This window comes from Hyphomicrobium sp. D-2, assembly GCF_029872155.1.
Taxonomy (GTDB): Bacteria; Pseudomonadota; Alphaproteobacteria; order Rhizobiales; family Hyphomicrobiaceae; genus Hyphomicrobium_A.
Genome location: NZ_JARXLA010000002.1, coordinates 542872 through 560091 on the forward strand (window position 1 = coordinate 542872; position 17220 = coordinate 560091).

The 17220-nt window shown below is 59.8% G+C and carries 22 protein-coding genes; 10 read left to right on the top strand and 12 right to left on the bottom strand.

Features of this window, described 5'->3' with window-relative positions:
- Positions 1 to 36: 36 nt before the first annotated feature.
- The 3 genes from QEZ49_RS04310 to purC form a co-directional block, all read right to left on the bottom strand.
- Positions 37 to 510 carry a hypothetical protein gene (locus QEZ49_RS04310; protein ID WP_280384538.1) on the bottom strand — a complete coding sequence of 158 codons (474 nt, stop codon included), beginning with the start codon at positions 508 to 510 and terminating at the stop codon, positions 37 to 39.
- Positions 511 to 539: 29 nt separating this feature from the next.
- On the bottom strand, positions 540 to 782 hold the full coding sequence (gene purS, locus QEZ49_RS04315) for a phosphoribosylformylglycinamidine synthase subunit PurS (protein WP_280384539.1): 243 nt from the start codon (positions 780 to 782) through the stop codon (positions 540 to 542).
- Between the two features lie 135 nt (positions 783 to 917).
- Positions 918 to 1712 (bottom strand): phosphoribosylaminoimidazolesuccinocarboxamide synthase, encoded by a 795-nt coding sequence (purC, locus tag QEZ49_RS04320; RefSeq protein WP_173953688.1) that lies wholly within the window; start codon positions 1710 to 1712, stop codon positions 918 to 920.
- A gap of 334 nt (positions 1713 to 2046) precedes the next feature.
- Here purC and QEZ49_RS04325 point away from each other — a divergent pair, with 334 nt between their 5' ends.
- Positions 2047 to 2370 (top strand): DUF1476 domain-containing protein, encoded by a 324-nt coding sequence (locus QEZ49_RS04325; RefSeq protein WP_280384542.1) that lies wholly within the window; start codon positions 2047 to 2049, stop codon positions 2368 to 2370.
- Between the two features lie 109 nt (positions 2371 to 2479).
- Here QEZ49_RS04325 and QEZ49_RS04330 read toward each other — a convergent pair whose 3' ends face one another.
- Positions 2480 to 3061, bottom strand: coding sequence for an alpha/beta fold hydrolase (locus QEZ49_RS04330; RefSeq protein WP_280384544.1), 582 nt, complete (start codon positions 3059 to 3061; stop codon positions 2480 to 2482).
- Between the two features lie 118 nt (positions 3062 to 3179).
- Between QEZ49_RS04330 and QEZ49_RS04335 the strand changes: the two genes are divergently transcribed.
- Positions 3180 to 4010 carry an outer membrane beta-barrel protein gene (locus QEZ49_RS04335; RefSeq protein WP_280384546.1) on the top strand — a complete coding sequence of 277 codons (831 nt, stop codon included), beginning with the start codon at positions 3180 to 3182 and terminating at the stop codon, positions 4008 to 4010.
- Between the two features lie 79 nt (positions 4011 to 4089).
- On the opposite strand, the gene QEZ49_RS04340 is transcribed toward QEZ49_RS04335, so the two are convergent.
- Positions 4090 to 5160 carry a hypothetical protein gene (locus tag QEZ49_RS04340; protein WP_280384548.1) on the bottom strand — a complete coding sequence of 357 codons (1071 nt, stop codon included), beginning with the start codon at positions 5158 to 5160 and terminating at the stop codon, positions 4090 to 4092.
- Positions 5161 to 5265: 105 nt separating this feature from the next.
- Between QEZ49_RS04340 and QEZ49_RS04345 the strand changes: the two genes are divergently transcribed.
- Complete coding sequence (locus QEZ49_RS04345; protein WP_280384550.1) at positions 5266 to 5595, top strand: excalibur calcium-binding domain-containing protein; 330 nt, start codon at positions 5266 to 5268, stop codon at positions 5593 to 5595.
- Positions 5596 to 6001: 406 nt separating this feature from the next.
- Positions 6002 to 7480, top strand: coding sequence for a catalase (locus tag QEZ49_RS04350; protein WP_280384552.1), 1479 nt, complete (start codon positions 6002 to 6004; stop codon positions 7478 to 7480).
- A 114-nt stretch (positions 7481 to 7594) separates the two neighbouring features.
- Here the strand turns inward: QEZ49_RS04350 and QEZ49_RS04355 are convergent, their stop codons facing one another.
- On the bottom strand, positions 7595 to 7888 hold the full coding sequence (locus QEZ49_RS04355; RefSeq protein WP_280384554.1) for a hypothetical protein: 294 nt from the start codon (positions 7886 to 7888) through the stop codon (positions 7595 to 7597).
- Positions 7889 to 8059: 171 nt separating this feature from the next.
- Here QEZ49_RS04355 and QEZ49_RS04360 point away from each other — a divergent pair, with 171 nt between their 5' ends.
- Positions 8060 to 9046 carry an MDR family oxidoreductase gene (locus QEZ49_RS04360; protein ID WP_280384556.1) on the top strand — a complete coding sequence of 329 codons (987 nt, stop codon included), beginning with the start codon at positions 8060 to 8062 and terminating at the stop codon, positions 9044 to 9046.
- 3 nt (positions 9047 to 9049) lie between these two features.
- On the opposite strand, the gene QEZ49_RS04365 is transcribed toward QEZ49_RS04360, so the two are convergent.
- The 3 genes from QEZ49_RS04365 to QEZ49_RS04375 form a co-directional block, all read right to left on the bottom strand.
- Complete coding sequence (locus QEZ49_RS04365; protein ID WP_280384557.1) at positions 9050 to 9571, bottom strand: GNAT family N-acetyltransferase; 522 nt, start codon at positions 9569 to 9571, stop codon at positions 9050 to 9052.
- Positions 9572 to 9652: 81 nt separating this feature from the next.
- Entirely contained in the window at positions 9653 to 10225 is a 573-nt protein-coding gene (locus tag QEZ49_RS04370; RefSeq protein WP_280384559.1) for a DinB family protein, read from the bottom strand.
- A gap of 106 nt (positions 10226 to 10331) precedes the next feature.
- A complete protein-coding gene (locus QEZ49_RS04375; RefSeq protein WP_280384561.1) occupies positions 10332 to 11132 on the bottom strand; it encodes an enoyl-CoA hydratase in 801 nt (266 codons plus the stop codon).
- Between the two features lie 237 nt (positions 11133 to 11369).
- Between QEZ49_RS04375 and cysE the strand changes: the two genes are divergently transcribed.
- The 3 genes from cysE to QEZ49_RS04390 are packed head-to-tail and all read left to right on the top strand — an operon-like array spanning position 11370 to position 13011.
- A complete protein-coding gene (gene cysE, locus QEZ49_RS04380; protein WP_280384563.1) occupies positions 11370 to 12206 on the top strand; it encodes a serine O-acetyltransferase in 837 nt (278 codons plus the stop codon).
- A 45-nt stretch (positions 12207 to 12251) separates the two neighbouring features.
- Positions 12252 to 12467, top strand: a complete 216-nt coding sequence (locus tag QEZ49_RS04385) for a DUF3126 family protein (RefSeq protein ID WP_068462494.1) — start codon at positions 12252 to 12254, stop codon at positions 12465 to 12467.
- Positions 12468 to 12474: 7 nt separating this feature from the next.
- Positions 12475 to 13011 (top strand): gamma carbonic anhydrase family protein, encoded by a 537-nt coding sequence (locus QEZ49_RS04390; protein ID WP_280384565.1) that lies wholly within the window; start codon positions 12475 to 12477, stop codon positions 13009 to 13011.
- A gap of 169 nt (positions 13012 to 13180) precedes the next feature.
- On the opposite strand, the gene QEZ49_RS04395 is transcribed toward QEZ49_RS04390, so the two are convergent.
- The 3 genes from QEZ49_RS04395 to QEZ49_RS04405 form a co-directional block, all read right to left on the bottom strand.
- A complete protein-coding gene (locus tag QEZ49_RS04395; protein ID WP_280384567.1) occupies positions 13181 to 13861 on the bottom strand; it encodes a transglutaminase-like cysteine peptidase in 681 nt (226 codons plus the stop codon).
- A gap of 99 nt (positions 13862 to 13960) precedes the next feature.
- Positions 13961 to 14602 (bottom strand): PilZ domain-containing protein, encoded by a 642-nt coding sequence (locus QEZ49_RS04400; protein WP_280384569.1) that lies wholly within the window; start codon positions 14600 to 14602, stop codon positions 13961 to 13963.
- 311 nt (positions 14603 to 14913) lie between these two features.
- Positions 14914 to 15720: a PAS domain-containing protein gene (locus tag QEZ49_RS04405; protein WP_280384571.1), complete on the bottom strand. Its 807-nt coding sequence runs from the start codon at positions 15718 to 15720 to the stop codon at positions 14914 to 14916.
- 287 nt (positions 15721 to 16007) lie between these two features.
- Here QEZ49_RS04405 and QEZ49_RS04410 point away from each other — a divergent pair, with 287 nt between their 5' ends.
- Both QEZ49_RS04410 and QEZ49_RS04415 read left to right on the top strand, forming a co-directional pair.
- Positions 16008 to 16625, top strand: coding sequence for a rhomboid family intramembrane serine protease (locus QEZ49_RS04410; protein WP_280384572.1), 618 nt, complete (start codon positions 16008 to 16010; stop codon positions 16623 to 16625).
- Positions 16626 to 16777: 152 nt separating this feature from the next.
- The gene (locus tag QEZ49_RS04415) at positions 16778 to 17209 is read left to right on the top strand and encodes a CBS domain-containing protein (protein ID WP_280384574.1); all 432 of its coding nucleotides are present in this window, start codon (positions 16778 to 16780) and stop codon (positions 17207 to 17209) included.
- Positions 17210 to 17220: the final 11 nt, after the last annotated feature.

A 17220-nucleotide genomic window follows, 5' to 3' on the forward strand; every position in this document is an offset into this window, starting at 1 on the left:
GCGTTCGGGGCGTGAAGCACGATCGATTTAGCGACGCTAATGCGGCGACTGAAGCGGAGATCGCTGACTATTACGCTGCTCAACCTCGTCACGCGATGCGTCGGTTAGCGCCTTGTCGCCCGCTTTCATCTCGGCGGCAAGAGCGGCAGTCTTGTCAGCGCCGCTGTAACCACAGACCTTGCTGTCGGCGGTCCAGACGCCGGTCACCTGCAGGCGCAGGGTCCGCAGGGTCACTGCCGGGTGCGCCGGGTGCCAGGGCGTGGTGAAGCCGAGTTCAGCGCGCCAGGGTGGCGTGTGGCCGGCGGGCGAATTGATACGAACGACCTCGAAGCCGTTTTCCTCGGCCGAGCCAGAGGCGCCAGCCATATTGAAGGCGGCAATGCGCAACGTGTCAAAGCCGTTGGCGCAGTCAATCTGGGGTGGCTTCGAAGCATCCTGCGCAAGAGCGCCGCTGGCGGCGAGCAGCGCTGCAACGGAAAGGGCGGCAATGGAGGCGGCGCCAGATTGCATTGCTGCCATCCAGGGCGATCGCATCATTTTCAGGGCGCCAGTTCGTAAGCGTAATTTTCAATGACCGAGTTGGCGAGCAGATCCCGGCACATCCGCTCGACCGTTTCGCGAGCGCGCTCTTCGCTGGTATCGGCCAGCTGCACTTCGATGTACTTGCCTTGCCGCACGTCATCCACGCCGGTGATGCCGAGCGCGGACAGCGCATTCTGGATCGCCTTGCCCTGCGGATCGAGGACACCGTTTTTCAGAGTAATGCGAATGCGAGCTTTCATAGCCGTCCCGGGCAAATAGTGTTGGTGACACGTACTGAGCCAGTATGTGTCCGATGGAAGAGGGGAGCGACCGCTCCGTGGAGCCGTTCGCTACACCCTATTCACCGATGGCACAAACAAATCAGTTCGGCCAAATCAATTAGGTTTGCCGTTGGCCGAGGGGTTCGAGGCCACGAGCACGGGACCAAGACCCTTCACCGGGCGGTTGTCAGTGAACACGCCGAGGCGGCGGGCAACTTCCTGATAGGCTTCCAGCAGGCCGCCAAGATCGCGACGGAAGCGATCCTTGTCGAGCTTGTTGGAGGTGGCGATGTCCCACAGGCGACAACAGTCGGGGCTGATCTCGTCCGCGAGGACGATCCGCATCTGGTCGTTCTCCCACAGGCGTCCGAACTCGACCTTGAAGTCGACGAGGCGGATGCCGATGCCGAGGAACAGACCGACGAGGAAGTCGTTGATGCGCAGCGCAAGCTGCATGATCTCGTCGATCTCCTGCGGAGCAGCCCAGCCGAATGCTGTGATGTGCTCTTCGGAAACCATCGGATCGCCGAGCGCGTCGTCCTTGTAGTAGAACTCGATGATCGAACGCGGCAGCTGCGTGCCTTCCTCAAGGCCGAGACGCGTTGCAAGCGAGCCCGCTGCAACGTTGCGTACGACGACCTCAAGCGGAACGATCTCGACTTCGCGGATCAACTGCTCGCGCATGTTCAGACGGCGCATGAAATGCGTCGGCACACCGATCTCTCCCAGACGCAGGAAGATGTATTCGGAGATGCGATTGTTGAGTACGCCCTTGCCATCGATCAGCGCATGCTTCTGCGCGTTGAACGCGGTGGCATCGTCCTTGAAGTGCTGAATGAGCGTGCCGGGTTCGGGCCCTTCGTAGAGCACCTTTGCCTTGCCCTCATAGATGCGACGACGCCTGTTCATCGAGACTGTGTCCTTTGACTTGAATTACGTGTCCTGCACGGATGCGAGCGACCCCTGGGCAGGCTCCAAGTTGTTGAAACTACAGAATATAAGGTCTGCAGGTGCCGCATTTGAGTGATGGCTGGCACGGTCGGTCACCCGGGGCTGACACTAGCCGAAGCCGCCCTCGGAAACAATCTTCAGGATGGGAAAGGTCTAAGTGTCGCTAAACGAATGCCCCGACCGTGGAATAACTGGGGTTAGCCCACTGCGGGGGGCTGATTCTGTGTTAGCGGATGCAACCTTTCCCCCTGCCGCGAGGTTTTGCGGCGTCCTTTTGTGATGGAGAACTTTGATGACGACTTTCGACGAGCGCGAGAAGGGTTACGAGAAGAAATTCGCGCTGGATCAAGATCTTAAGTTCAAGGCAGAAGCCCGTCGCAACAAGCTGCTGGCGGAATGGGCGGCCGAAAAGCTTGGAATCTCTGCCGATGGGGTTGCCGATTATGCCCGGTCAGTCGTTCGCGCCGACCTGCAGGAAAAGGGCGACGATGACGTTTTCCGTAAGCTTCACAAGGACTTCGCCGATGCCGGCGTGAGCGTCGACGATCAGGACATCCGGGCCAAGATGTCGGAATTTCTGGCTCAGGCGGTCACGGATATCGAAGGCAGCCGTTAAGGCTGAACCTGCTGGCCGCACAGGGCATTCCATTTGTGCTCTGTGCGGCAATAAGGTCTGGTGGCTAAACGAGGATTATCTCAACCACGCCGTTATGCTCGGTCTGATCTTAAGGGTTCAGGCCAGCAAGGAATTTTCCGAACTTGAGCAGCCCGTCCGGCCAGGGGCCAAACCCGTGTTCCTCGGCGATGTGGCCCGCCTGCCCCACATCCACAAATTTCGCGCCCCAGGTCTCGGCCATCGCTTCAGCCCGTGCCTGTGAGCAATAGGGGTCGTCATTGGCCGCCAGCACGAGTGTTGGGAAGCCGAGCGGCTGAGTTGGCACCGGCGCAAAGCCGAAGCTGTCCGCGGGCCACTTGTGGCCATTGTTCTCCGGCCAGTCTGCTGAATTGTCGACGTCGGCGGGGGCCACAAGAAAAGCTCCGGCGACGCGCCCCGCGGGCAACTGCGCTGCGGCATAAGCCACTGCAATCACACCCAAACTGTGCGCGATCAGAATAGCCGGGCGCTCTGTCTGTTCGACGGCGGTGACGATGCTTTTCACCCACACGTCGCGGTTGGGCGTCTTCCAGTCCGGCTGGTGAATGCGTCGCGCGGTTTTGAGATTTTTCTCCCAGCGGGTCTGCCAGTGCCCAGGGCCGGAATCGAGCCAGCCGGGCACGATGAGGATGTCGACGTCAGATGATTTCATGGGATCGGCCTCATCGGATCAGGGGAGTTTCAGAACTCGTCGTGGCGGGGCGCGATGCGAACAAAGCGCGACTCAGATTAAGGGTAGGTTCCCGCACTGAACAATCGGTGGAGACGTGATGGACACGCTGTGGACTTTGGTTCAGCCGATGCGCCGGAACATCCGCCGCTTGGGTCGCGCATCCTTTTCAGTTGCAGCATTGGCAGCCATCCTGGCCAGCACCGCAACACACACGCCCGCCAACGCCGATGGCTACATACCCGGCGCAGTGTGGACCGATTCCCAATACGTCACCGACTGGAGCGGGTTCTACGTCGGCGGAAAATTCGGCGGCACCTGGGGCGACATCGGCTGGGCGCAGCACTACACGGAATTCGTTCTGCCCGGCGCGGCAGGGCAGGAAGCTTCGTTCTCGCCCGGCGGCGTTGCTGGCGGCATCATGGGCGGCGCCAACCTGCAGATGGGCTACTGGATATTCGGTCTCGAAATCGGCTTCGTTGGCACCGGCCTGTCGCAATCGACAGCCAGTCCGTCCTTTCCTGCAACCGACACCTTCAAGACCGACATCGACTGGCTGCTGAGCATCGAGCCGCGTCTTGGCTACACGTTTGATCGCACGATGGTGTTCATCAAAGGCGGTTGGGTCGGTGGTAATGCCTCGCTGTCCGTAGCAGGTGTTGGCACCGGTGGCGCCTACAAGACATTCAAGACGGATGAGTTCGTCGATGGCTGGAGCCTTGGTGCGGGCGTCGAATATGCCTGGTGGCCAAGCTTTATCGTCGGCCTCGAATATCAGTATGTGCACCTGAACCTTAGCACTGCGGGATCGTGCGACCTGTGCCTGATCGGCATTCCGATCGGCACCGAGGCGGCCATCACCGGCGGCGCGGATATTTCATCGGTCATGCTGCGCGCCAGCTACCTGTTCCGGCCTGAGGACGGCTTCTGAGCGACGCGCAATCGCAACGATCACGTCAGAACAAGAAACGCCGGGGTGCAAGCTCCGGCGTTTTGCTTTCCAGTGCGGTTCACGCGTCGGCGGCCTTGCGCGCGCGATCGACCAACCCCGCCGCAATGGCGATGGCAGCAGCGATCGTAACGGCGATGACGAGCGGGCTGCGGTCAAACGGAAGGGCAATCGCAAAGCGCTGCAGCAACATCCCGCCGCCAAACACAGCAAAGACGGCGAGGGCGACTACAACGGGCGGCACGGGTGTCGCAATGTCAGCGCGCGCAAAGCTGCGGGTGTAGCCAGCGGCGATCAAGCCAAGCATCAGCACCATCATCAAAACGATCTGCAGTATCGTCGGAGCGGTGAAGGCGGAACCAGCGCCGCCGCCGTTCGATATCCAGCCCAAGGCCAGCAAACCGTAGGGCAGCCAGATGCTGGCGAGCAGCGGCGTCCATATACAGGTTTCAATCGTCGCCTTGGCGGCGGGGGGCGCCCCGGAGGCTCGTCCTGCCAGCATGATGGCAACAATGCCTGCAGTGGCCAGAACGACAAACGCCGCGCCGATCAAAAACGCCAGCGTTGGATAGTGCCCCGACAACACCAGATTGATTTGCGTGGCATAGGCCTTCGGCAATTCCAGCAATGTCGGCAGCAGGAACAGAAACCAGACGCCGAAGCCGAGGCCCGCACGGTCTATGATGGACGCGAGTGCGATGGCGAGAACGGTGCCTGACACTAACGTTGCAACAGCGGTGAACCTGAAACCGGCGCCCGGTTCAAACACCAGACCGCTGATGTCTTCCAGCGCCAGCGTCAGCCCCACCGCCTGAGCCAGCGCGAGGGCCAGCGCCAGAATGATGCTGATGCGCGCTAAGCTGGCGCCGTTTTCAGGCGTGGCTTGCTGCCAGTGCATCAAGGATGGGAATGCGAGCTTGGCGGTCTCGATCAGCACCAGCGCTGACACCAGCGGCATGATGCCGACGGCAATAATGGACGCCGCATCGATGGAGGAGGCGTTTGCCCCCGACATGCGCGCCAGCAGGGCGACATCGACGCCGCTGAGCGGCAGATGGGCCGCGAGACGATAGGCAGCCAATGCTGCCAGCGTAACGAGGACACGGCGGAGCAGGGCTTGATCGAGCGGCATTAAGCGCAAATCCAGATTATGATGTGGAGAGCATAACAGGGCCGATCGGCGGTTGATATGCTTTGCACCGGTCGGCATCAATACATGCCGGTGTGTCAGGATATTATGGCAACGTGGATTGCGGCAGATGTGTGCGGGGTGATGCTGATAGCGTTGCGATTGATGGTAGCCGGCGCATGGGTGTTGGGTTCAGGAGCGGCGGCTCTGGCCTTCGATTGCCAGAAGAGGTACTGCCGCGAGATGTCGAGCTGTGCCGAAGCCCGTTATCAATTTTCCGTATGCGGTTATACTAATCTTGATCGCGACAAGGATGGCATTCCCTGCGAAGTTGTTTGCGGTTCTGGTAAGCGGCCATCGAAACCGGCGCCCGAACGCAACGTCGAGAAGGTTGACGACACCAATGCGCCTGATCCGGCGTCATCTGGCAGCGATTGACCGAAGCCCGGCCGGGGGCGGCGAACGAACAACGCGGCGATAAAGGGTCAAGGTCTTCTCTTCGGGATCTTCTCGGTGGGCGGTGCGTTCCAGTCTGGCACGCCCTACCAATCCAACAGGCAGAGAGCGGCGATGAATTTTCTGATGCGCGTTTTTGTTGGTGTAGTGGCGGCGTGGATTACGCCGGACGCCACGCCGCAGAGGTCGCATCACGGGTCATCGGAATGCGCCTATGAGGATCGCTGTCAGGATATGCGCAGCCGCCTGCGTATAGTGCGCTGACGCCGCGGGTGCGCGGTTCGTTGCCCGATTAGTGAAACTTATCGGTTGCAGCAGGAAAGACGATTTTACTTAGCAGGTCTCGGCAGGCTCCTTGGCGCTTCCCTCAGCCATCCGGGAGCTAATGATGACCGACACGAAAACTCCAAATAATATTCTCACCACAACCGCCGGCGCGCCGATCGCCGACAACCAGAATTCAATGACGGCAGGCCCGCTGGGGCCGCTGCTTATCCAGGACTATCAACTCGTCGAAAAGCTGGCGCATCAGAACCGCGAGCGCGTACCGGAGCGCACGGTACATGCGAAGGGCTGGGGTGCTTACGGCACCTTCACTGTCACGGGCGACATCACGCAGTACTCCAAGGCGGACATTTTCTCCGCTGTTGGCAAGAAGACCGAAATGCTGGCGCGCTTCTCAACCGTCGCTGGCGAGCAGGGCGCCGCCGATCATGAGCGCGACGTGCGCGGTTTCGCGCTGAAGTTTTACACCGGTGAGGGCAACTGGGATCTGGTCGGCAACAACACGCCGGTCTTCTTCGTGCGCGATCCTTACAAGTTCCCGGACTTCATCCACACACAGAAGCGGCACCCGAAAACCAACATGCGCTCGCCCACCGCGATGTGGGATTTCTGGTCGCTATCGCCGGAGAGCCTGCATCAGGTGACGATCCTGATGTCGGATCGCGGCATTCCGCAGAGCCCGCGCTTCATGCATGGTTTCGGCTCGCACACCTATTCGTTCATCAACGATGCCGGCGAACGCTTCTGGGTGAAGTTCCACTTCAAGGGCCAGCAAGGCATCAAGAACCACACCAACCGCGAGGCTGAAACGATCATCGGCAAGAACCGCGAGTCGTATCAGGCCGATCTTTTCAGTGCGATCGAAGAGGGCGATTTCCCGCAGTGGAAGCTCTATGTGCAGGTGATGCCGGAAACTGATGTCGGCAAGCACTGGTACAATCCGTTCGACCTCACCAAGGTGTGGCCGCACGCTGACTATCCGCTGATCGAGGTTGGCGTGATGGAGCTTAATCGCAATCCGGAAAACTACTTCAACGAGATCGAGCAGGCAGCGTTCGCGCCCAAGAACATCGTGCCGGGTATTGGCTTCTCGCCGGACAAGATGCTGCAGGCTCGCATCTTCGCGTATGCGGACGCGCACCGCTATCGCATCGGCACGCACTATGAGCACCTGCCGGTGAATGCACCGAAATGCCCGATGCACCACTACAACAAGGATGGCTCCATGCGCTTCTTCGGTCAGCAGACCGGCGCGCAGAATGCCTACTATGAGCCGAACTCATTCGGTGGCGCGAAGGAGGATGCCCGGTACGCTGAGCCGCCTTTGCAGATTGCCGGCAATGCTGATCGCTACAACCATCGTGATGGCAATGATGACTATCGGCAGCCGGGCGATCTGTTCCGTCTGATGACCGCTGATGAGCAGGGCCGCTTGATGGACAACATCGCTGAAGCGATGACGGGCGTTCCTGAGGAAATCGCACGGCGGCAGATCGAGCACTTTTACAAGGCTGACCCCGCGTACGGGCGCGGCGTTGCCGAGCGCTTGGGCGTCAGCATCACTGCAATGGCTGCCGAATAAAGTCGTTTGGTGATTTCAGATAAAGCAAAGGCGCGGAGGGGACTTCCGCGCCTTTGTTTTAGGAGAGCGCTCCGGGACGGGGGAACCAGAGCGCATCAGTCAAATGAGGGATCGCTACACCACGCCAACAACGATTGCAGCGATCAGGCCGAATGAAAGAAGAGCGGCAAGAACATTTAATCGGACCATCAGTTCCATTGTCGCCTCCAATTCTCGCGCGGCATGAGCAACTTCAAACCAAGTGATGCCATCCGCCCGATTTGTAGCACCGGTCAACGCGGAACTTAGAACGCACAACACGCTGCTACGGTTGCAAGGGTATGTTTCCTTTTTATCGCTGCCAATCGAAATCGTTTTTGCGGCGCGTGCGTCAATGCAATTTGCATAAGATGCCAACAACTCGTCCACATCCGCATTCGTGCCACACGCTGTGTGACACCTTTGTACAATCGACCGAATGTGCGCGATGTTTCCTGATGCTAGATGTGCGTGCAAACGGCCTCACCGGGCGAAGTTCCGTGCCGATGTAAAATGCCGACTGTTGATGCGCTGCGATAAAAGAAATTGAGGAGCAAATTGATGGATGAGTGCTTTGCACTGGTAGCGACGCGCGGCGAAGGCGGTGTAAGTGCGAGCTGGCAGTCTGTTTCTGATGCTTCGCTCGGCGATGGCGATGTGACGGTGCGGATCACCCATTCAACCATCAACTACAAGGACGGACTGATCCTGACCGGGCGCTTTCCCGGATTGCTGCGCTATCCAATCGTGCCAGGCATCGACTTCGCCGGCGAAGTAATCGCGTCACACGATAGTGGATTGGCGCCGGGCGACAGGGTCATCCTCAACGGCTGGGGTTGCGGCGAGCGGCGCCCGGGCGGCTATGCGCAACGCGCGCGGGTTCCGGCGGAATGGCTGATCAAATGTCCGCCGCAGTTCACCACCGCTCAAGCAATGGCGATCGGCACCGCAGGCTACACGGCGATGCTGTCAGTTCTGGCGCTGGAAGATTACGGCATCACCCCTGATCGCGGTGATGTGCTGGTGACGGGCGCAGCGGGCGGCGTCGGCAGTGTCGCTGTCGCGCTGTTGCATCGGCTGGGCTACCGCGTGATTGCCTCGACGGGACGGCTGGAGGAAGCGGATTATCTGCGCAGTCTCGGCGCCAGCGAAATCATTGCGCGCGCGGATCTATCTGAACCGGCAAGGCCGTTGGGCAAGGAGCGCTGGGCCGGTGCCATCGACGTTGCCGGGTCGCACACGCTGGCCAACGTTTTGAGCATGACCGCCTATGGCGGCTGCGTCGCGGCCAGCGGTCTGGCGCACGGCCTTGATCTGCCGGCGTCGGTTGCGCCGTTCATTCTGCGTGGCGTGACGCTGGCCGGGATCGACAGCGTGATGGCACCGAGTGCGCAGCGGGTGCGTGCATGGGCGCGGCTGGCAACGGATCTGGATGTGGCCAAGCTTGCGGAAATGACGGTTACACGGCCGCTACTTGATGTCGTCGAACTGGCACCGGAAATTCTGGCCGGCAAGGTGCGCGGTCGCATCGTGTTTGATGTGCCGTGAGCGTCAGTCGGTAAGCCGCTTGCGGAACAGCAGTTCAATGCGATCGTCATAGGCAAGGCCGTCAAACGCCGCAGCCTGATGGAAGCCGGCGCGTTCGTAAAATCGGATGCCGCCGGTGTTGATCTGTGATGCAGCAACCCAGAGATTGCGCTCGCCAGCCGCGCGCGCTTCACTCTCAAGCCACGCCAGCAACGCGCCGCCGATGCCGCGATTTTGCGCAACCGGTTCGAGTGCCAGAAACCGTAGATAGGGCCCGCGCAACCACAGCGGCTGGATGAGGATGACGCCGATGACGTTGCCATCCAGGCGGATGGCGAAGCAGGGAATGCCAGGCTCGTTGGCGGTCATCATGGGCTGTAGCTGCCCGGCCGGATATCCATACGAATGCCACGGGTCCATCGCAGCGAAGACGATGCTGAGGCGCTCGGCGTCCGTGGCGTCGAGGGGCGTCAGTTCCAGCACAGCACCGTCGGCGAACGGCGGTAATGCATAGCTGGAAGCGGCGTAGCGAGCCGGTGCGCTCATCGGATCAGTTCCATCTGATAGTTTGCGTAGGTGCAAATCGTTGCTGATGGGAACGGCGGCCGCGTAAAATGCAACGCCAGTTTATTTTGCTGTCGCGCCCCACACTGTTGCCTCGCTCCAGCCGAGGGCGTTGAATTCCTCAGCACGCAGCGGCGCTTCAGCTATCGAAAAGAACTCATCCAGTTGCGGCGGTTTCACCGATGTACCGGACAGCATTGCGTGCGCCTGGCCGCGGTGGTGGATCTGATGCTGGAACAGATGCATCAGCAGGCGGTCACGGCGCTCCCGTTGCACACGCGCGCCACGATTGACCAGCGCGTCTCCGTCCAGCAGTTCCGGCGTCAAAGCATTGCACACTTCGATCAGGCGGCGGTCCATGGCGGCCTGCTCAGGCGCGAGCGTTGCCACGCTGGGATGGGGCACGTGGTCTTCCCACACTTTCGGCCCCAGCCACCCACCTTCAAGCGCGTCGATGTAAAACAGGTCAGCGACGTAGACGTGGTTCAGCGTTGTCTGCAGCGAGGGAAAGAAGCTGGTGCGCGTCGCTTCAAACTGTTCCTGGCTCAGTTCCGCGCAGGCCTGATGAAGGCGGCGATTGGCCCACGCGTTGTTGTAAGCAAACGCGCGAAAGGTCTGAACGAGCGCCGCAGGCATGGCACATCCCGATGGTGATATTTGTTCAACGTACCGCGTCAGATTAGCAAGCGTGGGAGTTCGCAGGCATCGGCGTGATGTTGGCAGCCGTATGGCAACGAACGCGTTAGCGGCCTTTGAATTGCGGCTTGCGCTTTTCCATGAATGCCAGACGGCCCTCGGCGTAGTCTTCGCTCTTGAAGCAGGCGTCCACCATGGCATCGAGCGTCGCGATATCCGGCGTCTGCGGATTGCGTGTCAGTTCGTCGATGGTGCGCTTAGCGGTGCGCACGGTCATCGGCGCATTGGCGGCAATTTCCGCAGCCAGCGTGCGCGTGGTTTCATCCAAGGTATTCGCTGGCACCACGCTATTCACCAGCCCCATGCCATGGGCCTCTGCAACCTTGAACCGGCGCCCCGTGAACAGCATCTCCTTCGCCCTAGCGGCCGGCACGGCGGCCAGCAGCGGACGCATCCAGCGGGCGTTGTAGCCCAGCCCAAGCTTGGCGGCTGGAATGGCGAACTGGGCGGCCTCATCGGCCAGACGGATGTCGGTGCACAGGGCGACAGCCAGCCCGCCGCCCAGACAGAAGCCATGGATCATCGAGATCGTAGGCTTGCTGCAGCCGGAAAGGGCCAGGAATGCATTGTCGTTGAGTGCGTCATAGGCGGCGGCTGAAGCGCCGGAACGGGCATTTTCAAACTCGGATATATCGGCGCCGGCCGAGAAGGCTTTCTCGCCCGCTCCGCGCAGAACTATGACGCGAATTTCCGGATCGGCTTCTGCTTCGGCGATCACGTCCGGAACCTGGCCCCACATACCGGCAGTGAAGGCGTTCATGCGCGCCGGGTTGGAAATGATGACAAAACCGATTTGCCCCTCACGCTCCAGACGCAAAGAGGGAGTGTCGCAAGAGGTGTCAGCCATGGGGGATCCTCGTGTGAAGGCGCCAATAGAGCAATGAACGGCATTTGGCCGCAACGGGTCAGGTCGTCTCAAGGGGAATGGAACGGGCGGTGAGAATGCTGGAGGGTCGCATCAAATTCTTGGGAAGGTTATACCCTTAGAAGCCGTTGACGGGGCGGCGCCATATTTGTACCCCCATTGAGCTGATGGCTCCGGGCCCGGCAAGGCGATGCGCAAAAGCAGCGCGAGGAACGCGACATGGCAGCCAGGACGATGCGGACTGCGGCTGACGGCAAGACATTGAACTACGATCCCATCTGGTCGGAAATTCTGCGTGAGGCAGAGAGCGCCATGGCGGCGGAGCCCGCCCTCGGCAGCTTCATCTATGCCACGCTGCTTAGCCATGACCGGCTGGAGGAAGCAATCTGCCACCGGTTGGCGCAGCGGCTCAACCATTCCGATGTCGATGCGGTGCTGATCAATCAGACCTTCCGGACTCTGCTGCAGGCGGAGCCCGAAATCGGCGGCATCTTCCGCGCCGATCTGGCGGCGGTGTTCGACCGTGATCCAGCCTGCAACCGCTACATCGAACCGCTGCTGTATTCGAAGGGTTTCCATGCGCTGGCGACGCATCGTTTCGCGCATGCGCTCTGGAACCAGGGACGCCGGGACTTCTCGCTGTTTCTGCAAAGCCAGTCATCGCGCACCTTCGCGGTCGATATCCATCCGGCGGCGGATTTCGGTCAGGGCATCATGCTCGACCACGCAACCGGCATCGTCGTCGGTGAGACTGCGCGCGTGGGCAACAACTGCTCGTTCCTGCATGGCGTCACGCTGGGCGGCAGCGGCAAGGAAACCGGCGATCGCCATCCCAAGATCGGTGAGGGTGTTCTGATCGGAGCGGGCGCCAAGGTGCTCGGCAATATTGTTGTCGGTGACGGGTCGCGCATTGCGGCTGGCAGTGTGGTGCTGAAGGAAGTGCCGCCGCACGTGACGGTGGCGGGTGTACCCGCAAAGATCGTCGGCTCATCGGGCAGCGCCGAGCCAGCGCTCGAAATGGAGCAGACCTGGGTCGATGATTTCGGCGGCCTGTAAAAATTCGCGGCGGCATGGAGCTGCGGCGCCTAGGAGAGGTAGAAAGTGGATCCCAAAGAAATAGCCCAGCTTCAGTCTTATCTGCGCAAGACGTTCGGCTCCAAGAATCTTGAAGTACGCGCCCGTCCCAAAAAGAAGGACAGCGCCGAAGTTTTCGTCGACGGCGAGTTCATTGCGGTGCTGTTCCGCGAGGAAGAAGACGGCGAGACGTCGTATCAGTTCCAGATGGCCATCCTCGACGTCGATCTTGAGCAGGCTTGATCGCGGAATGGGGCTTTACGAGCTTGATGGCGTTCGTGTCGAAACGCCGGGCGAAGGGCGCTACTGGGTAGCACCCAACGCATTTCTGATCGGCAAGGTTATTCTCGAAGAGGATGCCAGTGTTTGGTTTGGCAGTGTTCTGCGCGGCGACAATGAGGCGGTGCGAGTAGGCGCGCGGTCGAACGTGCAGGAAAACTGCGTGCTGCACACCGATCCGGGTTATCCGCTGTCGATCGGTGAGGACTGCACCATCGGCCATATGGTGATGCTGCATGGCTGCACCATTGGTCGTGGCAGCCTGATCGGTATCGGATCGATCGTCCTCAATGGTGCGCAGATCGGCGAGGAATGCCTGATCGGGGCGAACACGCTGATTCCGGAAAACAAGGTCATCCCGCCGCGTTCGATGGTGCTTGGATCGCCGGGAAAAATCGTGCGTCAACTCACTGATGAAGATGTCGCGCGCTTCGGTGCGGGCGCTGGGCGCTATGTGAAAAACTGGAAGCGGTTTGCGGCGGGCATGAAACCGCAGCAGCAGGACTGAGCAGGCGCCAGGTGCGTGAGCCTGTGGAGCCGCGTGTTGTTGCTTCAGATCGGGCGCGCATAGCAATGCATCAGCCCCAGGCAACGCTAAAACAAAACACCCGGGGCTGAACAACAGAGCGCGGCGCCCATAGGACGCCGCGCAATTCATATCGGCATGCGACTGGAATTTATTCAGTGCTGCGATCAATGCGGCCGGAGATGGTTGTCGCCAGCGGACCGTGCCGCGTGTCGAGAGCAACCCAAACCTTCGGGTTCAGATACGACTGACGCATCACGAATTGATAGGGCGCCTTATGCCACAGGCGAACGTCCTCAAGCTTGTTGTCGAGGATGAAGTCGCCCTGCGTCGTGCGAGCAGTGAGAATGGCGTGACCTTCGCCCTTCTCATCACGCACAACGGTCATCAGCACGGAGCTGACCGGCCAGCCTTTTTCGATCAGACGCTTGCGCTTCAGCAGTGCATAGTCTTCGCAATCGCCACGTGTGGTGGGCAGCGTCCAGTACTCATTGACGCCGTACACTTCGAGGTCGGTTGCAGGCGCGATCTCGCGGTTGATGGTGCGATTGATGTCGTCCAGTTCCATCAGGCGCTCAGCGGTCGCTTCAAAACGCGCTTCCTGTCCGTGGTCGGGATCGCACTCCTTCGGGTTGGCCTCGCAAAAACGTACGAAACCATGCGGAGGCTGCGCCGGACCAAAAATCCGCATGAAGGAAGACGCCTTCACGGACTTCTCGATCTTCTGACCCTTCTCCGGCTTCTGGATGTTCGACACGGTTTGCGCGCCGGCTGCCGTGGAGGCAATCAAGCCGCCGATGAGGACGAAAGCGCTAAGCTGAACACGCTGCATGACCCAAACCCCGTTACTCTTTCCCTGAAGCTACCCGACAGAACTCGAATTACGCTGAAACTGTGCCCGCGGATTTGAACTGAAAAACTAGGCGATCGTTTACCTTCGTGATTGAGGCCTTAAACTCGAGCCGAACTCCGCAGTGATGAAGCGTTCGTGGAACTTCACAGCGATGCCGCGCTCGTGATGGCGCACGACAGTTGCAGGCCGTTTATCGAGCATCACCTGCGATCCCAGCGGTGGGCGCTCAGGCGTCACAATTGCAGCACCGGACATCGAGAGATCGTGCAGAGGGCAAACGAAACTTGATCCGTCTTCGAGCACAAGAAGTGCGGAATCATTGGCTGAAACGCGCGGATAGGTCCGCACCTCGCCATCTGGAATTTCGGTTTCAGCGGCAAGCCGGGGCAACTGCACCGCGAGCTTGTCGCGTTTGCGTTGAGTGCCGCTGATAGCCATGGCGAAGCTGCCCGGAAACAGGCGCACCACACTGCCTTCAAGGCCACCCAGTCGCGTGAGATAAACAATAAGATGTTCGCCCACCCGAAGCGGAACGGGCGTGGTCATCGCAGCGCTTTCAACGGAAATATCTATAAGCTGGCACGGATAATCCAGCTTGTCGGAGCGCATGAAGCGGCCGGGCAGGCTTACTGAAAAGCGCGGGAAGCGCCTTTGTGATCGCCCGGTGGGGCCGGAATTTTCCGGCTCAGGCTGCTTGAAGACTTCCGAACCCGTTGACATGGGCGTTCCTGCGCTTGGTCCAGCCGATGCCGGTCCTGTGCCGCGAGCCAAGTCAAAACGCACACAATAAAGGCTCTGTTCCTGAGCCAACTATTGAGTGATCGGGTTTAACGAACAGCTAATTTGCGCTCCATTTCTGTATGGAACGGGAAGCGAGGGCCGCCGTTGGGTATTGTTGGCGCGTTGGCCATCGCAAAGATAACGCTGTGGCGTTGCGATGAAACGCTTCGTTATTCGTGACAGACGAGAGCATGTCGTCGGTCACTGTTGGCTAAAAAAGGTGGTTTGTGGGAATTGCGACTGCGCCGGCTTCAGGTCTTGTCGGCGTTGTTGTTGCCAAGCCCGCCTTCGAAAACCCTGAACTGCCGCCGCTCAGAACGCACAACGCGGGTGTGTGCGGTAGGCAGCAGTACTGGCGCGGTCAGTGAGGCCTTCAAGGCAACCGGCCGATGAGGATCGTTAGTGTCGGTGGCTGAAACGCCGGCAGGGAAAGACAGTTCATGGGAAATGACGCGCTTGGAGGTGATAGGCAACTCACCCAGCCAGGGGGGCGTGTCCAGGGGCGTTAGCGCACCCAGAATTCGGTCGATTTTGTCGTCGGTGTGCCGGAGCGGCAGAAGGAGGGCTTCAAACTGCGATGACGCCCGCGCGACCGGGGCGGCTTCCAGGTAGATGCTGAGAACGGCGCTGTGCTTGGTCAGGGCCGCCAAGTGGCGGACAATGGCCAGCCGGTCCAGGCTTGACCATCCATCGAGGAAATTTGAACCCCGTAGCTCAACACCGAAGCTATCGCAGACGTGGGTGCCCGCCAGCCGGAAACGAAAGGCATCGGAGTCGATACGCTCCAGAATGAACGTCCACGGCAGGATCGCGGCGATTTTCGCCGGCTCAATCTCGAAGCGGCGGGGCGTGGCGCGGTTTCCCCGGACGGTGTTCCAGTATGAATAGAGAACGCGACTGGTCTTGTGTTTCAATTCCATATTCGAACTGGCCGCCCCCTCAGTGCCTTCTGACTTTATGAATGGTTGTCCCGGAATGGCACGATGGTACGTCCGTTCAATCCGGATTGAGGTTGAGAAAGCAGCAACCGTGCCATCGGGGTTGTTGGATGCCGGCATTGCGGGTCGGTCCGGACGGGGAGCGCTCTAGAGCGCCGCCAGGAGACGCATCGAGGGGCAAATACCGGAGTTGTTCCGGCTGTAGCTCAGCGTTAACTCTGGTTCAGGCCTGATCGGGTCTTCGTTCTGAACACGCATTGACCAAGCCGCGCAAAAGGGAAGCCCTCGTGAGCCAAAACCGGCATGAGCCGATGTTCAACCTGCACAACGCCGTGTTCGGTGTTCTGCTTGTGATGATTGCGGTGCAGGTCATTCGCTCGCTGCTGCCCGAAATGTGGGATGGCTGGGTGACGCTGGCGCTCGCATTCATTCCGGCGCGCTATTCGGGTGATGCATCGCTGCTGCCGGGCGGTGACCTTACGGCCGTCACGTCGTTCGTCACGCACACCATGGTGCACGGTGACTGGATGCATCTGGCATTCAACGGTGCGTGGCTGATTGCGTTCGGCGCCGCTATTGCAAATCGCGTCGGCGCTTTGCGTTTTATTTTGCTGTTCTTCGTTTGCGGTATCGCAGGAGCGGCGACATTTCTGCTTTTCAATCCCGCACTGATGGCGCCGATGGTGGGCGCATCGGGCGCTATTTCCGGCCTGATGGGAGCAACGATGCGCTTCATGTTTACAGCTGTGGATAGGGGCGGTTTCACTGCACTGCGGGAAAACCCTCGCGCCGCGCCGTTGATGTCGTTGCGTGCCGCGCTGCAAGATAAACGCGTTTTGACAGTCACCGCGGTGTTTCTTTTCGCCAATGTTTTAGCGGTGTTTGGCTTCGGCAGTGTGGGTGAGAGCGGCATCGCTTGGGAAGCGCACATCGGTGGCTATTTCGCCGGATTTTTAGCGTTTGGTTTTTTTGATGCACCGCAAAACACAAACAACGCAGGAACTCACAATACGCTTTTGCATTGATAGGTCTTGCACGGTGCGATTTCTTGCATCACGATATCGATACGCCGATAGAAGCAACCGATGACGGTTTGGTAGCTTTGCGTCGACTGGCGGTGGGCTAAGGTTGCCATCCGATGGTTCCTTAGCTGTTCACGAACAGTGGAGGAGATGCAATGAATATCGGGCAGGTTTTGAAAGCGAAGGGTCGGACAGTTGCTACTGCGCGTCCTGATGCAACGCTTCTCGACATCATCACCAAACTGACCCAGAAGCGAATTGGCGCGATTGTTATCGTTGGCGACAACGGCGATGTCGCGGGCATCATTTCTGAGCGCGACGTCGTTCGCAAATTGGGTGAGCGCGGAGCTGACGTTCTCAGTGAGCCGGTGTCGAAGACGATGACCACCAACGTCATCACGTGCCAGGAACACACCACGCTCGATGAGCTGATGGAAGTGATGACGCAAGGTCGCTTCCGTCACGTTCCGGTCATTGAAGACGGCGCGCTCGTGGGCATCGTTTCCATCGGCGATATCGTGAAGCATCACATCGCTGAAGTGGAAATGGAAGTGACCGCGATGCGCGGTTATTTCGTCACCGGTTGATGCCGCATAGG

What these genes read in the sequence shown, in the direction of transcription:
- QEZ49_RS04310 (WP_280384538.1), bottom strand. Translation starts at nt 510, where the DNA reads ATGCAATCTGGCGCCGCCTCCATTGCCGCCCTTTCCGTTGCAGCGCTG.
- purS (WP_280384539.1), bottom strand. Translation starts at nt 782, where the DNA reads ATGAAAGCTCGCATTCGCATTACTCTGAAAAACGGTGTCCTCGATCCG.
- purC (WP_173953688.1), bottom strand. Translation starts at nt 1,712, where the DNA reads ATGAACAGGCGTCGTCGCATCTATGAGGGCAAGGCAAAGGTGCTCTAC.
- QEZ49_RS04325 (WP_280384542.1), top strand. Translation starts at nt 2,047, where the DNA reads ATGACGACTTTCGACGAGCGCGAGAAGGGTTACGAGAAGAAATTCGCG.
- QEZ49_RS04330 (WP_280384544.1), bottom strand. Translation starts at nt 3,061, where the DNA reads ATGAAATCATCTGACGTCGACATCCTCATCGTGCCCGGCTGGCTCGAT.
- QEZ49_RS04335 (WP_280384546.1), top strand. Translation starts at nt 3,180, where the DNA reads ATGGACACGCTGTGGACTTTGGTTCAGCCGATGCGCCGGAACATCCGC.
- QEZ49_RS04340 (WP_280384548.1), bottom strand. Translation starts at nt 5,160, where the DNA reads ATGCCGCTCGATCAAGCCCTGCTCCGCCGTGTCCTCGTTACGCTGGCA.
- QEZ49_RS04345 (WP_280384550.1), top strand. Translation starts at nt 5,266, where the DNA reads ATGGCAACGTGGATTGCGGCAGATGTGTGCGGGGTGATGCTGATAGCG.
- QEZ49_RS04350 (WP_280384552.1), top strand. Translation starts at nt 6,002, where the DNA reads ATGACCGACACGAAAACTCCAAATAATATTCTCACCACAACCGCCGGC.
- QEZ49_RS04360 (WP_280384556.1), top strand. Translation starts at nt 8,060, where the DNA reads ATGGATGAGTGCTTTGCACTGGTAGCGACGCGCGGCGAAGGCGGTGTA.
- QEZ49_RS04365 (WP_280384557.1), bottom strand. Translation starts at nt 9,571, where the DNA reads ATGAGCGCACCGGCTCGCTACGCCGCTTCCAGCTATGCATTACCGCCG.
- QEZ49_RS04370 (WP_280384559.1), bottom strand. Translation starts at nt 10,225, where the DNA reads ATGCCTGCGGCGCTCGTTCAGACCTTTCGCGCGTTTGCTTACAACAAC.
- QEZ49_RS04375 (WP_280384561.1), bottom strand. Translation starts at nt 11,132, where the DNA reads ATGGCTGACACCTCTTGCGACACTCCCTCTTTGCGTCTGGAGCGTGAG.
- cysE (WP_280384563.1), top strand. Translation starts at nt 11,370, where the DNA reads ATGGCAGCCAGGACGATGCGGACTGCGGCTGACGGCAAGACATTGAAC.
- QEZ49_RS04390 (WP_280384565.1), top strand. Translation starts at nt 12,475, where the DNA reads ATGGGGCTTTACGAGCTTGATGGCGTTCGTGTCGAAACGCCGGGCGAA.
- QEZ49_RS04395 (WP_280384567.1), bottom strand. Translation starts at nt 13,861, where the DNA reads ATGCAGCGTGTTCAGCTTAGCGCTTTCGTCCTCATCGGCGGCTTGATT.
- QEZ49_RS04400 (WP_280384569.1), bottom strand. Translation starts at nt 14,602, where the DNA reads ATGTCAACGGGTTCGGAAGTCTTCAAGCAGCCTGAGCCGGAAAATTCC.
- QEZ49_RS04405 (WP_280384571.1), bottom strand. Translation starts at nt 15,720, where the DNA reads ATGCCGGCATCCAACAACCCCGATGGCACGGTTGCTGCTTTCTCAACC.
- QEZ49_RS04415 (WP_280384574.1), top strand. Translation starts at nt 16,778, where the DNA reads ATGAATATCGGGCAGGTTTTGAAAGCGAAGGGTCGGACAGTTGCTACT.